The sequence below is a fragment of the Nodosilinea nodulosa PCC 7104 genome (assembly GCF_000309385.1).
GTDB classification, from domain to species: domain Bacteria; phylum Cyanobacteriota; class Cyanobacteriia; order Phormidesmidales; family Phormidesmidaceae; genus Nodosilinea; species Nodosilinea nodulosa.
In genome coordinates, this window is sequence record NZ_JH976537.1 from 4,621,475 (window position 1) to 4,636,264 (window position 14,790).

Below are 14,790 nucleotides of genomic sequence, written 5' to 3' on the forward strand. Positions count from 1 at the left end.
CGTCGTACATTACTCTAGTCATGGTGAATGCACGAGGGCAGACCTATGCCCATCTGACGGAGCTGACGCCTTTACAGCAGCAGATCTTAAAGGCTCTCAACTTCCCGGTAAGTATTTACACCCTGCTGGGGCCCGTATCTGACGAACCACCTTAGAAATGAGCGAACCGGGAGTTTTTAGGCTAGAGGTGTTTAATTTCCCAAAAATGCATCGATACGGATCCTTTTCATGAACCAAATAGGACTGCTATACTTCTAAAACATATTGCTTGAGAGGAGAGTGATCAGAATTGTCCTCTAAAATATCAAGAGCAACGTGATAAAACAACGCAGATTTTTCTGATCTTTTAACGCCAATGGGAGCAATCGCTTTCTTTATGCAATCAAAAACAACCCCACGAACCTTAGTATCCAAGGACTTTATTTGCAATAAAGGTATGATTAAATCGTCAATTAATAATACAAGGTTTTGTTTATCGCGCTTGTCGAGTTCAGTTAAAACAAAGCTCAAGGATTCAGAGTCATTGGGATTATGAACTAATAATTCAAATCGACTCTTCAGTTCTTGAATAGCGAGTTCTTCCTTTCTCTTAGCTCTTTCTTGTTCTAGCTGTTTTTGTTTATTATTCTCCTCGGTTTCCTTCGCAAGCCTTTTCCCTTCAGGGGTTAAGCCAAAAATGTATATTAATACACAGAACACGAGAAAAAAGAATAATGCCCACAGCCATGCCCCAGCAAAGAAATCTCCTATAGCTATAATGAGAAACGTCAAGCTTAAAAAGGCCAGAAAAGTAGTCATGCTCTCATAGAAAATAAACAACAGTTTGATCGGAGAAGTTAGTACAATTTGTTATTAAATGACTAGTATAATCACCTTGCAATGTGCAAATTTGCTACCTCATCTAATCTTATTGTGCATTTAAATTAAATAAGTTATTGCTTACTGTTGACGGCGATCGCATGTACCCATTATCATCATCTATCAAGCCGTTCGCCCGAGCGGTGGCTTTACAGAACTCGAAAATCTTAGCGCTGCCTGAAGGTGTTTGCGGCACCAACAGACAGCTAACCCCGCAAATCTCCGAAGCAGATTGCGAGGCTAGGCACATGGTACCCTAGCCCCCTCAGTTTGCACTTCAACTGCGGGTGGCTAGGGTTTTCGCGTTCTGTTTTCCTCAGCCCTTGCGCCCCTTGTGGGTAAAGGGTTTGCTAACTGCAACTACGTAAGGAAACAGAACCGATGTTTGAATATCTAGAACCAGACCCCAGCGATAATCAGGAAACTCGCGAAGGGACCGGGTCCCTGCCGCTGCCACCGAAATCTGGGGCAATTGGCAAAGGGACCCGGTCCCTGAATCCCGAAAAAGTGCGCCACATGCTCTACGGCAGCCTGGCGGGCATAGACCGCACCATCAAAATCCTCCACGCCCTCGGCTACGCCGACCCCAACGACTGGAGCGACCCCATTCCTGTGCCGCCCGGTGCCGATAGGGCAACAATCGCCCGCCCATCGAGCGGAGTCGAGACGTGGATGGTAATCATGACCAAAACTGTGCTGCTAGAGTAGCCTGCAAACCTGAAGATCTCAGGAATCTGGTGCAGGGGCTTGCGACCTGCAACGGGCTTTGCTAGAACCCTGGGATCTGAGCCTTTACACATCTATCTCTATCCGTCTATATAGACCGGCTCCAGTTTTCCCTTGGCCTTTGCTTGGGGGTTTCGCGCCAGCTGAGGGAGACTGGCGGGGTACCAGTGATATTCGCGCTCGGGCTTGGTCAGCCGCGATCGCACGGTGTGCTCGAACTGATCCGGGTCAGGTAGCCCATGGCTAGGTGCTGGGAGGATGACAAAACAGGCCCTCAACCTGTAAAAGGTTTAAATATATAGATGCGATCGGCAGGGCTTAACTGTTCTTAACCTTCTTTTGACCCGTTCCACGATTGAAAAGGCGTTTGAGCCTGAGCTGGGCTGCGAAATGTAACAAAAGTTGCCTTGACGCTCCTTAAAAGTTACGCGACACTACATCTAATAGATGTGCCTGCTCACAAAAATGATGCAGCATATTGACTTTCGTAAGGAAGGCTGGCGAGTTATATGATCTTTGCTTGGTTAAAGCAACGTCATTTATCTACTGGCACCGACCAGCCTTGAGATGCTGCTGTTACGGTGCTCCAACGCCCCTGCCGCCGATTAAATTGCCATCTTGCCATCAATGGTCTTGAGACTGCGTATGGAAACCTTAGAGTTCATTATTTACCCCGATGGGCGCGTTAAGGAGACAGTAACCGGCATTGTGGGTGCCTCCTGCGCCGAGGTAACGGCGGCCATTGAGGCACAGCTTGGTACGGTGGTGGCTCAGCAAACGACCTCTGAGTTTTTTGCTCAGCGTAACGATCAAACGGCTACTGAAACTGTGGCTGCCCAGACTGCCTACAGCCAGTGGTAACTTTTCGATTTTTATAGTCCCTATATCACCCGCAGAAAATGTCACACTTTAGCCAAATCAAAACCAAAATCCGCAACCTGGATTCTCTCAAAGTGGCCCTGAGCGATCTGGGTGCTGATTGGAAAGCTGGCCCCTGTCAGGTGCGGGGCTACCAAGGGCAGACCGAAACTGCCGATGTGATTATTGCCCAGGACAACGGCTACGATATTGGCTTTCGCCTCAACCCTGAGACTAGTGACTATGAGCTGGTGGCAGACCTGCAATACTGGAAGCAACCGCTCACTGTAGAAGGCTTTCTGAGCCAGGTGACCCAGCGCTACGCCTACAACACCGTGCTGTCTGAGACCTCCAGCCAGGGCTTTCAGCTAGCTGAAGAGCAGGTGCGCGAGGATGGTTCTGTACGCCTGGTGGTGCAGCGCTGGAACGGCTGAGCATTACCCTATTGACGTTGAGAAAGGGGCAATTTAGCCCCTTTCTTTGTATTGACCCAGGTTGGGGTCTATCGACCAGGAGCGGCAACACACTATGACAACTTTTGACGCACAGCCCAACGTGACCGGCTTCGAGCCAGAGCTAGGCGGTCAGCTACGCCAGACCGGCGATCGCACCGGCTTCGAGCCAGAGCTAGGCGGTCAGCTGCGCCAGAAGGGCGTGTACGTGGACGAGCTGACCTGCATTGGCTGCAAGCACTGTGCCCACGTGGCTCGTAACACTTTTTATATCGAGCCTGACTACGGCAGGTCGCGCGTCTACCGTCAGGATGGTGATTCTCAGGACCTCATTCAGGAGGCAATTGACACCTGCCCGGTGGACTGTATTCACTGGATCGACTACACCGAGCTAAAGCAGCTAGAGCGCGATCGCAAGCACCAGGTCATTCCCGTAGCTGGCTTTCCCGTCGACAAAGCCATGTCGACTCTGCGCATGCGTAAGGCCAAGCGCCAAAGCCAAATCCAGGGTCAAACCCAGCCAGAGAGCGGTTTGCAACAGCCCTAGGGGTTAGCTACCCCCGGCGGTACGACCACGACTTCACCGGAGGGCAAAAACTGCACTTCGACAGCGGACTCCTCAGCGTTGGCCACGCCAGGCAGACGGGTGCCGGGCTGAGGCAGAGTCGGGGTGTTTTGGTAAGTTGCCGAGAAGTCGCTGAGGGGGTCTACCGCTGTTACGGTGCCTTCGGGAGCAAGGGTGAGCCGATAGCGTAGGGGCGCGGCTAGGTCTGCCGGGGGACGCCACAGCTGCCGCAGCGCTTCTGTGAGGCTGCTTACCCAAGCGAGGTCAGAATCTGAGCCACTGGGGGCAGCTAGGCCTGCCCCTGCCTCAAAGGTTTCTGGCCTCGCCGTGCGAGGGGTGGTGGTACTGGGCGCTGTTGGGGGCGGTGCTGCCGCAGTGTCAGCGGTGGAATTCGCTACCTGGCCCCTATCCTGCGCCGCCGGGGCAGCGTCGGTGGCTGCCCGGGACATGTTGGCCTGGGGAGAGGTAGCGGCCGGAGGAGCAGCGGAGGGCGGCCGCGACAGTTTGGGGGCCTCCGCAGGCACACCAGGGGAGGCTGCTGGGGTGGTTGGAGCCGTGGTAACAGGGGCCGGCAGCGCTTCGCCAGCGATGGGGGCTGGCCCAGTTGATTCAGGGGCCGGACTGGTGGCGGTTGCAGGTTCGTCTGGGGCTGGCTGGGAATTTTGGGGGGCTGGCTGCGCGCTTTCCCTGCGGGTTGTTTGAGAATTGCTGGGGGAGAGCACCACCGAAGAAGGGGCGGTCGTGAGCAACTGATTGCCCAGCAGAGCGGCAATGCCCACCGCCGCTACCGACCCGAGCCAAAGCGGCAGCTTGGGACGAACTCGCCGCGCCTTGGGCAGGGCGTTGTCGGGGACAATCTGGAGGTTGCTATCGGCCTGCTCGAGCGCCTCGGCCAGGTCGGAAAGCTGTAGGGTAGATAGCTCCACTGCCCTGGGGGAATCTGGCGGCAGGGTTAGGGCCAGGCGATGGCGGGTCAGCCCAACGGGCTGAAGGGAGCTGCCGTTGCCCACGACGGCGGTTCTGGCAGCCAAGGCAGGGGCGCTGAGGTGATGCTGTACATAGGTCTGTACAAGACTGACTAGAGCCGAAAACTGTGGTTCTCGACCGCTGATTTCAAAGATTACGGGCTGGCTAGTGGCTGCCTCAGCTGCTTCGGGGGCTGCGTCGCCCTGCACCTGGAGGTGAAAGCGCGATCGCCCCAGCACCGGACGGTCCGCTACCTGGCTCAGGGGCGAGAGCTCCCCAAACAGGCGTAGCGTACAGGTACCCGCCGCATATTCGTAGGACATAACAGAGGCGATCGCAGCCATAGAACTCAGCTCGGTAGTGCTCCCCTAATCCAAAGTCTAAAAGCCAAAATCCAAAAATTCCCAATAGCTTACTCACCCGCCCGCTCCAGCAGCGCTACCCAGAGCTTTCGGGTTCCTCCGGATCCACTGTAAAACAATAGATCGACCAGCAGCTTTAGCCCCAGGGCCGTCAGCTCATCGGTGGTCGCGGTTGAATCACCCTCCATGCGGTCCTGGTAGGCATTGCTGAAGGCATCGAGGTAGTCGCCTAGCTGAGCAATGCGATGGGGGGCCTGGTTTTGGGCCAGCGCCTTCTCCAAACGAGCTACAGCCTGACGAATGGTATCGCGGTGGGCGATCGCCAGGTGACAACTCACCAGCACCAAAGCGCGGGCTTCGTCTACATCCAGCTTTTTCCGGCCCTGGCCCTTGCGCAGGGGGCTGGCCTGGCGCAGCCGCCACAGATTGACGCGATCGCTCAGTAACGCGGACACTTCCAGCGCCTCTGCCGCCGCCAGCATAGCATCGGATCCCAGGCCCGTCAGGGTTTCTAGGGCCAACAGCACCAGGTCAAGCTGGGCCTTGATGCTGTGCAGCTGCCGTGGGGTAACGACCCTTTGCGGCTGGCTGGGATTGTGTTCGCTAAGGGAAGACGGGTCCACCGGGCTGCCCTGTTTCTAAGGTAGGGGATTGGGCTAATTGTGGCACGGGGGTTGCAGTTCTTGAAACGAAAATGGTGGCTTCTATCGCGGTGTTTCTGTAGCGGTACTGGCTAGATGCCCGCTGAAGCCCCGCCTTTAGCGGGCATCTAGCTTTAGAAATGTCTGGGTGTGCTGCCAAATATCAGCTTCTACATCTATCAGAGCATGGTCGCTGGAAAGCTCGACCAGTTGCACCCAGGGGCGCGAGCTGGCGTAGGCGCGGCTCGCTTCTATAGATATAGTCTGATCGTTGGTGCCGTGGAGAATGAGGGTTGGAATTTCGGCATTGAGGGCGTCGTCGCTGTAGCCCTGGGCATCGGTGACGAAAGCGTAGTGCAGAGGCAAGGCCCGCTGCTCGGTGTAGTGGTATACAGGAAGCGATTCCTCAGTGCGCCAGGTGTCGAGTTGGGCAGGGCCGAGACGGGGCAGCCACTGGGCTAGGAAGGCAAACGCGGGAGCTAGTAGCACCAGTTTCTCGATGCGTTCTGTAATCGGAGCCTGTTGGGCAACCCAGGCGGCGGTGAGGCCCCCTAGGCTGGAGCCAATCAGCACGGTAGGGTTGGGCTGCGCCAGAATGAGCGCACTCACCTGCTGCATCTGACGGCTAAGGGTGAGGTGGCTAAAGTCTCCCTGGTTGAGATCGGGGATCGTGAGATTTAGCCCCAAGTCGGCGAAGCGCGATCGCATGGCCTGAGCTTTGGCTGACCTGGGGCTAGAGGCAAAGCCGTGGAGGTAGAGATATTGAGGCATCGGGAATGGGGAAATGGGGAGTACAAGGGGAATGAGTCGGTAAAGGGGGAAACCCCTGGAGGTATGATATTGAATCGGTTAGCGATGTCACCCCGGTTTAGAGCGGTGCATTGCTGCGCGTTGACGCAGTCTCAACCGATTGTTATGCACCCTACGCAATCCACGGACGCTATGACTTCGACCTATCGCATTACCCTGCTGCCCGGCGACGGCATTGGCCCCGAGATTATGACGGTGGCAGTAGACGTGCTTAAGACCGTGGGTAGCCAGATGGATCTGGCCTTTGAGTTTGAGGAGGCGCTGATTGGCGGGGCGGCCATTGACGAAACGGGGGAGCCGCTGCCGGAGGCCACGCTAAAGACCTGCAAAGCCAGCGATGCGGTGCTGCTGGCCGCGATCGGCGGCTACAAGTGGGATACGCTGCCCCGCCACCAGCGGCCTGAGACCGGGCTGCTAGGCCTGCGGGCGGGGCTGGAGCTGTTTGCCAACCTGCGTCCGGCTACTATTTTGCCCCAGCTGATCGACGCCTCTTCGCTGAAGCGGGAAGTCGTCGAGGGTGTGGACATTATGGTGGTGCGGGAACTCACCGGCGGCATCTACTTTGGCAGCCCCAAGGGCATTTTTGAGGCCGAAACGGGCCAAAAGCGGGGCGTCAACACCATGGTTTACACCGATGGCGAGATCGATCGCATTGGCAGGGTCGCCTTTGAAACCGCCCAAAAACGACGGGGGCAGCTGTGCTCGGTCGATAAGGCCAACGTGCTGGAGGTGTCGCAGCTGTGGCGCGATCGCATCACCGCCCTATCTGCCGACTACCCCAATGTCACCCTCACCCATATGTATGTCGACAACGCCGCCATGCAGCTCATTCGCTGGCCCAAGCAGTTTGACACCATCGTCACCGGCAATCTGTTTGGCGATATTCTCTCCGATGCCGCCGCCATGCTCACCGGCAGTATCGGCATGTTGCCCTCCGCCAGCCTGGGGGCCAGTGGCCCTGGAGTCTACGAACCAGTCCACGGGTCTGCCCCCGACATCGCGGGGCAGGACAAGGCAAACCCCCTGGCCCAGGTGCTGAGCACCGCCATGATGCTGCGCTACGCCCTCGATCAGCCCGTCGCTGCCGATCGCATTGAGCAAGCTGTGACAACCGTTTTAGATCAGGGTTATCGAACTGGCGATATCATGGCTGAAAACATGACCCAGGTGGGGTGTAAAGCCATGGGCGAAGCCCTGCTGAGCGCCCTTGCGTAAAGTTCCTTCTAGAAGACCTTCTAGAGTTTGCCGCCCCTGGAAAGATCGATTAAAGTCTGTCTATAAGCGCACAGGTGAGCCGTGTACGGTCTACAGCAACCCCCTTCTTCCAGCCAATCGCCAGCCCAGCTACCGGATACCGGCCCCTTACCTGGGATGCTCAACCCGGCTCTGCTGAAATCGGCTCGGCAAATTTATCGCACCTACTACGAAGTGCACCCCGAAGACGTGCAGCGCCCTATCGGCATTGCCATTAGCACCAAGACCCACCGGGGCAAACTCATCTTTGGCGATCGCCCGGTGCTGCTGCCCAACGAGTGCTTCGTCCCCATCAGCCAGATCGAGCCGGGGCTGCACTAGGTGTGGTGCAGCGGTTCATGTCGGAGTCGCCAGCCAGGATAATCTGAGTCTGCCAGGGGGCACACTGAAAGCGTCGCCCAGCTGGCCAGCGGCCTGTGCAACCTCGACTATGGCCCAGATGTCTCGCCCAGAAGTAGCCTGCGGTCCTGCCGCCGAGGCTGAGCCTGTTTTGTCTTCGGTAGCGCCCGCCGTTCCAAGGCAGAGTCAACTAGACGAAAGCGATCGCCCGCTGTCTCCCCATACTCGAAAGCTATTGCGGCGTCTGCGGCTCAAGTTAGCCGGGGCGTTTCCCGCCAGGGAAACCCTGGATTTTTCCGTGGTAATTTGCACCTACAACGGCGAAACTCGTCTGCCCAACGTGCTGAAATGTCTCATGGCTCAGCTGGGCGCCAATGACTTGGCCTGGGAAGTAATTGTAGTAGACAACAACAGCGATGACGGCACAGCGCAGGTGGTCGAATCCTTTCGACCGCAGTGGCCCCAAACGGTTCCCCTACGCTATGCCTTTGAACTCCGTCAGGGAGCAGGCTATGCCCGCCAGCGCGGCATCCAGATTGCCCGTAGCCCCCTGGTAGGGTTCTTAGACGACGACAACAATCCCTCCCTAGTCTGGGTGGCTGCCGCCCATCGGTTTGGTCAGCTTCATCCCCAGGCCGGAGCCTACGGCAGCCGCATTCGGGGCGATTTTGAAATTGACCCGCCCCCTAATTTTGAGCGCATTGGCGCGATGCTGGCCCTGACCGAGCGGGGAGACGCCCCGCTGCTCTACAATCCCCAGAAAAAGATTTTGCCGCCTGCCGCCGGTCTGGTGGTGCGGCGGCAGGCCTGGTTGACTAGCGTACCCGAAACCCTCACCCTCGCCGACGCTATTGGATTTAGGGCCGCTGGAGAAGATCTGGAAGTCGTTCTTTACATGCAGCGCTACGGCTGGGAGATTTGGTACAACCCAGCGATGCGGATGTACCACAAAATTCCCGGTACCCGGTTTGAGCGTGGCTACCTTATGCGGTTGTTTCGCGGCATTGGCCTGAGCCGTCACCGTACCCGCATGCTCAGTGTGGCTCGATGGCAGCGGCCGTTGATAGCACCCGTTTATGCCATCAATGATCTCAAAAAAATTGTGCGCCACCTCGTTCATTACCGGGGCAAAGCAGTGGCCGATACGGTCACGGCCTGCGAACTGACCCTGTATGCTTACAGCCTGATTAGCCCCCTATACATTTGGCGACGACTGTGGCGACAGCGGGCACTGCGATCGTTCAATGCTAATAGATAGGTAACCCCGCCCACGGCAGCGCCACAGATAAATATTTACTAGGGGGGATGCCAATCTCCAACCCTACCCGCACAGTGAAGCCAAGGTAGCCAAATAGGGGGGCTGTGTGAGTGAGCTTAGGGGAGAACCTTTTAGTCAATATATAAGTCAGGTTCAGATTCGAATGGAAACGCTCCATCGCGAAGCCCAGCAGGTTCCTGCTGAGTACTCGCAGCTGATCGACAGAACGTTAGATGAATTGAGGCTAGCGGTAGAAGAACTCCACGTTGCTGAAGAAGAGATATTGATTCAAAATGAGCAGCTTATTGCCGCCCAGCAGTTGGCTGAAACCGAGCGCCAGCGATACCAGGACTTATTTGAGTTTGCTCCAGACGGCTACCTCGTCACGGATATCAGGGGCGTGGTGCGAGAAGCCAACCATGCCGCAGCGGCTCTGCTGAATATCGAGCGGCAATATTTAGTGGGCAAACCCCTAGCTACCTGCGTTGTTCAGCCAGAGCGGGCCGTTTTTCGCGCCCTGCTAGACCAGACCGCGACCTGCCACCGGGTGCAAGATTGGGAAATAAGGCTGCTGCGGCGACCAGCGAAAGTCATTATTTCGTCAATTACCGTTGAAACAGTGCAAGGTGCTGACGGCCATGTGGTGGGGCTGCGGTGGCAAATGCGGGATATTAGCGATCGCAAAAAAGCCGAAGCCGTGCTCAATCAGCTCCAGGCCCAAAACCTAGAATTGTTAGAGGCAGATCGCCTAAGAAATCAACTTCTAGCCACTGTTTCCCACGAGTTTAAGACTCCCATGAACGCTATTTTGGGGTTTTCTCAGATGTTGATCGGGCAGTTTCACGGCCATCAGGACGCCAAGACCACCAAAATGGTCGAGCGAATATTTCACAACGGACAACATCTGCTCAGCCTTATGGAAGACATGCTGCATTGCTCGCAGCTGCGAATGGATCAAGTTGAGCTCCAGCTCGAAACCTTCGATCTGCTGGATTTGGTAACCGTGACCCTACAAGAACTGCGTCCCCTAGCGGAGCAAAAAGCCCTGACTCTGAGATCAGAACTGCCTGATGCAGTAATCCTAGTCACAAATGATCGCCGTCGTCTGCGGCAAATTTTGACTAACTTGTGGTCAAACGCTATTAAATTTACCGATGCGGGCTGGGTGATGGTGAGGGTGCAGGTACTACCCACCGAGCGGCTGCTCCTGCAAGTTAAAGACACTGGCCGTGGTATCAGCCCCCAGAATCAGCCCCATATTTTTCAAGAATTTTGGCAGGTCCACGATGCTCGCACTAGAGCCCAGGGCACAGGATTGGGGCTAGCCATTGTGCATGCATTAGTGAAAGGAATGCAGGGCAACATTACCGTTGAAAGCGAGCTGGGTCAGGGCAGCCAATTTGAGGTTGAACTGCCCCAAACCGTTGCTCCCAGTCGGGCAAACCCGGCTATGCGGTCCTAAACTCGGTTGCCAAACTAATTTTGGTCTACGGGCGGTCTATGGATATTTTGTTCTGACATAGACCCCGCAACACCGCCCGTGATGCGACAATGTTGCCAATTAGCCCTTTTTAGCCGGTGTTGTTGGGCCAATGCCTGCGCCACTCGACTAGACTGGGCCTAGACCAGCGATTGAGAGTAAAACCCTATGCGTTCTGATTTGCAGCAGGCCTTCGAAACCCACAGTGCTCTAAAGATCATCAGCGGTCTCACCAACTTTGACCCACTGCGGGTGGCAGCAGTGGTCAAAGCGGCTGACCAGGGCGGTGCCACGCTTGTGGATATTGCCGCCGATGCTGATCTGGTGCGATTGGCCAAGGCTGAGACTACCCTGCCCATCTGTGTATCTGCCGTAGAACCGGAGGCGTTTTTGGCCCCCGTCGCCGCTGGGGCTGACCTGATTGAGATCGGTAATTTCGATGCCTTTTATGCCCAAGGACGTCGGTTTGAAGCCCCTGAGGTGCTAGAACTCACTCGCCGCACCCGCACCCTGCTGCCCCAGATTACCCTGTCGGTGACGGTACCCCACATTTTGGCGCTCGATGAGCAGGTAACGCTGGCAGAGGCCTTGGTTGCTGCCGGGGCCGACATTATTCAGACCGAAGGGGGCACCGCTAGCCAGCCCGTCCATGCCGGTATTCTGGGGCTAATCGAAAAAGCTTCTCCTACCTTGGCGGCCGCCCACGCGATCGCGCACGCGGTGGCTGTTCCTGTACTGTGCGCCTCAGGGCTGTCAGATGTGACGGCACCTATGGCAATCGCTGCCGGGGCCGCCGGAGTCGGGGTCGGTTCGGCGGTCAACAAACTCGATAACCCCTTGGCCATGGTGGCCGTGGTGCGCCAACTCGTAGAAAGTCTGCAAACTGTGCGCGTTGGCGCTGTGCGTTAGACGTTAGCAGTTCAGCTAGCGCTCGTTCTCTGCTGCTCCGCGCAGGGAACGAGCGATTTTTTTGGCTATAACCATAGGATGGCTACCGCCATCACTGGACATTGCGAAGTTCTCTGGCCGTGTGGACAGTCAAAAAAACGGGCCTCCTGCACCCAGGCGGACCGTCATGTCCATAACTGGCTGGAGTGATTGTCATTAGCCGGAATTATTGTGGAGATCTATCAACGGCTTGAGCAAGTCCTGGGGGCCTGACGCCCGGTCTTTAGTCGTGAAGCGTCATTGCGATTGTATTGGTCTTATATCAAGTCCGGCTGAACCCAAGAATTGTAGGCCGCTAACCCTTGCTTCTTCTGAGGCCATAGTGCGGTCGATTAAGCGGACTTGATATTACTCTTTAAAGTTGTTATCGCCGCAGGCTGTTCCTCTTGGGCAGTCTACGGCGATCGCTCTCGTATGAAAAACCAAGCTAACTAGGGATCGGTGCGCAGTTCATGGGGCTGCAAGAAGGCTATCATTTCGTCTACCCCACGCTGAATACGGCGAGTGACGGTCATAGGGCTAACGCCAATTTTCTCAGCAACCTCTTTGCGAGACAGCCCTTTGAAGAAGACAAACTCAATCGCCGTTCGAGTTTTTGACTCAAGCTGATTCAGCGCCCGCTGGATCTGTTGACGATCCTCTTCCAATGCCTGCATGAGTTGATAGTGGGTGTCAGGTAGAGTTTCGCCAAGGGTAATATTAGAGTCAACTTGTTGGCAAACCGTCGCGTCGAGGCTGAGCGGGAGGCGATTTTTGTGAGCCATCTTGACCTCTCGCCATTCTTTAACAGACACATTTAAAGCATCAGCCATTTCATGATCGCTGGGGTTGCGACCTAGCGTGCGCATTAGTTCCATCTGAAGCCTTTGAGACTCTTTTTGCAGATCTTGCCAACGGCGAGGAATCTTGACGGTAGTGCCGCGATCGCGGAGGAAGTGCAGCATCTCACCCCGAATATAGGGAACTGCAAAGGAGCTGAAGGCGCACCCCTGGCTAGGATCGAATCGCTCGATGGCTCGAATTAGGCCGATGTAGCCGATTTGCTCCAGATCTTCATAGGGTTCAGAGCACTGGTGGCTTACCCGGTGGGCAATTTTGCGGACCAATCCAGCATTGAGCTGCACTAGTCTATTGCGCAGCTGCACAGAGGGAGCCTGCTTGTACTGCATCAGCAGTTCCATGCCACGGGAGCGGATCATCGAAGTTTGGGTAGCCATATCTGCGGGTGTCCTTACGAGAGCGGGTTCGCTGAGAACTATGCCTATTCTCGGAAGTGACACCTATATTCACCATCGTTGATCCACGGTACTCTAGCGGATGATAAAGGCGAGTCTCCGTAGTTTTACGGGGTGGAGAAATGCCGCACCATGTCTGTCAACCCGTCCAAATTCAGCGGATGCCCCTGTCCTTAGCCTAGAGAGTATTCCCTCCCTATCCCCTAAACGCCCACTCTAGAAGGCTAGGGCCGCTGCTTGGAGGCCCCAAAACCGGGCTAAGCTAATAGAGTCGCACACGTGTTGCATCTCTTAATATTTTTTCGGGCTAGGTTCAGGTTAATGGCTTTGAAGGCAGTTTTATTAGACTTTAACGGCGTTGTGATAAACGATGAGGCTATCCACAGACAGCTGATTGAAGAGCTGCTGCTGGAGGAAAATCTTCGCCCTAACCCCCAGGCCTTAGCGGAGTGCTGCCTAGGCCGATCGGATGGAGCCTGCCTTAAGGACTTACTGGCCCGTCAGGGGCGGGTAGTATCTAAAGCCTACCTAGAAAAATTGATTGATCGTAAGGCTGAACGCTACCGACAGGTCCTCACTAGTCTGGGAGAGCTTCCTCTATACCCAGGCATTGATGACTTGATTTACCAGATACGGACAGCGGACCTCAAACTCGCTATCGTTTCGGGAGCACGCTGTAGCGAGATTGAGGCCGTACTGTCTCTGGTTAAATGGGGCCAGTATGTACAGCTAATTGTATCGGCAGACGATTTCTCAGCCGGAGTTAGCAAACCCGCCCCAGATGGTTATCTGCTGGCCATTGAACGACTTAATCAACGGTTTACTGGTCTGGCTCTACAACCCGTCGACTGCCTAGCTATTGAAGATTCTTTTGCTGGCATAGAAGCTGCTAAGCGAGCTGGGGTACCCGTGCTGGGAGTTGCCCACGCTTACCCTTATCAAATGATTCATCGCCGGGCCACGTGGGTCATTGATCACCTCTACGAACTCAGGCTAGATTGGCTGACCCCTTACTACAGCCCAGTCGGACAGAATCCTGGCTAGCGGAGAAAAAGGTTAAGACATGAAAACCCATGATTACAGCGGCAGAGTAAGTGCAGGAATCGGCTCTGTGGCTTAGGATGCTGCGGGGATAACTTTTGCAAAGCTATTCTTTACAATTCGAGCTGTTTCGCAGAACTCCTACAAAATTATGACGGGAGCATCCCACTTTCGCGAAAACAGTGTCAGGGGGAGAATAGAGGGGTAGCTCAGGGACGACTCACCATGACCCCCGAAGACCAAAAGCGATTGGAAGCTTGTACAGCAGAGATTGCCGAGATTTTGTACCGCAATAGCAACCGAGACAGGCTCGATAGTCTGGAAAGCATTGAGCAAACCGTGCGACAGCAGATGCTGGAGGAGGTCAGCCCTCGAGTCGCCGTTTTTTTGTCAACCAGCAAGCCTACCCGGCCCGAGGCCGGGTTCGCCGACTGAAGAGTTTGGTGGGTTTCCTCCAGATTCGTCAAAGCCAGGCAGAACAGTTAGGCGTAAAGGCTTACAGCCGTCTCAGTGGTGGCCTAGAGAAAGCCAACTTACGCTTAAGTGCTAACGAATCGTTTCAAGGTGCAGAGGATGACATCGCGGCCCTGACCGGGATGAAGGTCGGGCACTCGACCCAACAACGCCTGGTGGGGCGTCAGTCGTTCGAGTCTGCCGAGGCCAAACAAGGCGTCAGTGAGGTCAGCATTGATGGCGGCAAAGTCCGTCTGCGTGACCTGGTGGAGTCCACCAGCCCGTGGCGAGACTACAAAGCGGTGCGGGTGCAAGGGATCTACTACAACGCCTTCTTCCAGGACAATGAGAGCTTGATTGACTGGTAGTGCATTAGTGCACGGGAAAGAGGAAAATCAGGCGATACCATCACGAGGACAAGGAAGTCGGCCCCATGACGATTGAGATGACCTGTCCGACCTGTGGGTCTCATGACATCTCCAAGAACGGCACTAGCCACCGAGGGAAGCAAAACTACAAGTGCCGGGACTGTGGACGTCAATTC

The 14,790-nt window shown here is 55.5% G+C and carries 18 protein-coding genes; 13 read left to right on the top strand and 5 right to left on the bottom strand.

Features of this window, described 5'->3' with window-relative positions; genetic code table 11:
• Positions 1-246: 246 nt before the first annotated feature.
• Entirely contained in the window at positions 247-798 is a 552-nt protein-coding gene (locus LEPTO7104_RS0121470; protein WP_155523726.1) for a hypothetical protein, read from the bottom strand.
• Positions 799-1,239: 441 nt separating this feature from the next.
• On the opposite strand from LEPTO7104_RS0121470, the gene LEPTO7104_RS34795 reads away from it, so the two are divergent.
• The 4 genes from LEPTO7104_RS34795 (at position 1,240) to LEPTO7104_RS0121490 (ending at position 3,441) form a co-directional block, all read left to right on the top strand.
• Positions 1,240-1,566 carry a hypothetical protein gene (locus LEPTO7104_RS34795; protein ID WP_017300656.1) on the top strand — a complete coding sequence of 109 codons (327 nt, stop codon included), beginning with the start codon at positions 1,240-1,242 and terminating at the stop codon, positions 1,564-1,566.
• Positions 1,567-2,229: 663 nt separating this feature from the next.
• A complete protein-coding gene (locus tag LEPTO7104_RS0121480; protein ID WP_017300657.1) occupies positions 2,230-2,445 on the top strand; it encodes a DUF2997 domain-containing protein in 216 nt (71 codons plus the stop codon).
• A 38-nt stretch (positions 2,446-2,483) separates the two neighbouring features.
• Positions 2,484-2,876, top strand: coding sequence for a DUF1257 domain-containing protein (locus LEPTO7104_RS0121485; protein WP_017300658.1), 393 nt, complete (start codon positions 2,484-2,486; stop codon positions 2,874-2,876).
• A gap of 94 nt (positions 2,877-2,970) precedes the next feature.
• On the top strand, positions 2,971-3,441 hold the full coding sequence (locus LEPTO7104_RS0121490) for a ferredoxin (protein ID WP_017300659.1): 471 nt from the start codon (positions 2,971-2,973) through the stop codon (positions 3,439-3,441).
• Here LEPTO7104_RS0121490 and LEPTO7104_RS0121495 read toward each other — a convergent pair.
• The 3 genes from LEPTO7104_RS0121495 to LEPTO7104_RS0121505 all read right to left on the bottom strand — a co-directional run bounded on the left by LEPTO7104_RS0121495 (position 3,438) and on the right by LEPTO7104_RS0121505 (position 6,199).
• Entirely contained in the window at positions 3,438-4,769 is a 1,332-nt protein-coding gene (locus LEPTO7104_RS0121495; RefSeq protein WP_017300660.1) for a DUF4335 domain-containing protein, read from the bottom strand. The genes LEPTO7104_RS0121490 and LEPTO7104_RS0121495 overlap by 4 nt on opposite strands.
• Positions 4,770-4,837: 68 nt before the next feature.
• Complete coding sequence (locus tag LEPTO7104_RS0121500) at positions 4,838-5,410, bottom strand: DUF3038 domain-containing protein (RefSeq protein WP_017300661.1); 573 nt, start codon at positions 5,408-5,410, stop codon at positions 4,838-4,840.
• A gap of 135 nt (positions 5,411-5,545) precedes the next feature.
• Entirely contained in the window at positions 5,546-6,199 is a 654-nt protein-coding gene (locus tag LEPTO7104_RS0121505) for a YqiA/YcfP family alpha/beta fold hydrolase (RefSeq protein ID WP_040695583.1), read from the bottom strand.
• Between the two features lie 171 nt (positions 6,200-6,370).
• On the opposite strand from LEPTO7104_RS0121505, the gene leuB reads away from it, so the two are divergent.
• The 5 genes from leuB (at position 6,371) to LEPTO7104_RS0121530 (ending at position 11,478) form a co-directional block, all read left to right on the top strand.
• The gene (leuB, locus tag LEPTO7104_RS0121510) at positions 6,371-7,453 is read left to right on the top strand and encodes a 3-isopropylmalate dehydrogenase (protein WP_017300663.1); all 1,083 of its coding nucleotides are present in this window, start codon (positions 6,371-6,373) and stop codon (positions 7,451-7,453) included.
• Positions 7,454-7,609: 156 nt separating this feature from the next.
• A complete protein-coding gene (locus tag LEPTO7104_RS0121515; protein ID WP_017300664.1) occupies positions 7,610-7,813 on the top strand; it encodes a hypothetical protein in 204 nt (67 codons plus the stop codon).
• 109 nt (positions 7,814-7,922) lie between these two features.
• Positions 7,923-9,089 carry a hormogonium polysaccharide biosynthesis glycosyltransferase HpsE gene (gene hpsE, locus LEPTO7104_RS0121520; RefSeq protein ID WP_017300665.1) on the top strand — a complete coding sequence of 389 codons (1,167 nt, stop codon included), beginning with the start codon at positions 7,923-7,925 and terminating at the stop codon, positions 9,087-9,089.
• 163 nt (positions 9,090-9,252) lie between these two features.
• Positions 9,253-10,551, top strand: a complete 1,299-nt coding sequence (locus LEPTO7104_RS0121525; protein WP_017300666.1) for a PAS domain-containing sensor histidine kinase — start codon at positions 9,253-9,255, stop codon at positions 10,549-10,551.
• Between the two features lie 186 nt (positions 10,552-10,737).
• Positions 10,738-11,478, top strand: a complete 741-nt coding sequence (locus tag LEPTO7104_RS0121530; protein ID WP_017300667.1) for a DUF561 domain-containing protein — start codon at positions 10,738-10,740, stop codon at positions 11,476-11,478.
• Positions 11,479-11,948: 470 nt separating this feature from the next.
• Here the strand turns inward: LEPTO7104_RS0121530 and LEPTO7104_RS0121535 are convergent, their stop codons facing one another.
• The gene (locus LEPTO7104_RS0121535; RefSeq protein WP_026072940.1) at positions 11,949-12,734 is read right to left on the bottom strand and encodes an RNA polymerase sigma factor SigF; all 786 of its coding nucleotides are present in this window, start codon (positions 12,732-12,734) and stop codon (positions 11,949-11,951) included.
• 339 nt (positions 12,735-13,073) lie between these two features.
• Between LEPTO7104_RS0121535 and LEPTO7104_RS0121540 the strand changes: the two genes are divergently transcribed.
• The 4 genes from LEPTO7104_RS0121540 to LEPTO7104_RS38525 all read left to right on the top strand — a co-directional run.
• The gene (locus LEPTO7104_RS0121540; protein WP_017300669.1) at positions 13,074-13,796 is read left to right on the top strand and encodes an HAD family hydrolase; all 723 of its coding nucleotides are present in this window, start codon (positions 13,074-13,076) and stop codon (positions 13,794-13,796) included.
• 222 nt (positions 13,797-14,018) lie between these two features.
• Positions 14,019-14,228 (top strand): hypothetical protein, encoded by a 210-nt coding sequence (locus tag LEPTO7104_RS0121545; RefSeq protein WP_017298910.1) that lies wholly within the window; start codon positions 14,019-14,021, stop codon positions 14,226-14,228.
• A gap of 8 nt (positions 14,229-14,236) precedes the next feature.
• Complete coding sequence (locus tag LEPTO7104_RS34800; protein ID WP_040697216.1) at positions 14,237-14,614, top strand: hypothetical protein; 378 nt, start codon at positions 14,237-14,239, stop codon at positions 14,612-14,614.
• Positions 14,615-14,691: 77 nt separating this feature from the next.
• The coding region (locus tag LEPTO7104_RS38525; protein ID WP_340627245.1) for a transposase-like zinc-binding domain-containing protein at positions 14,692-14,790 on the top strand (99 nt) is incomplete at its 3' end.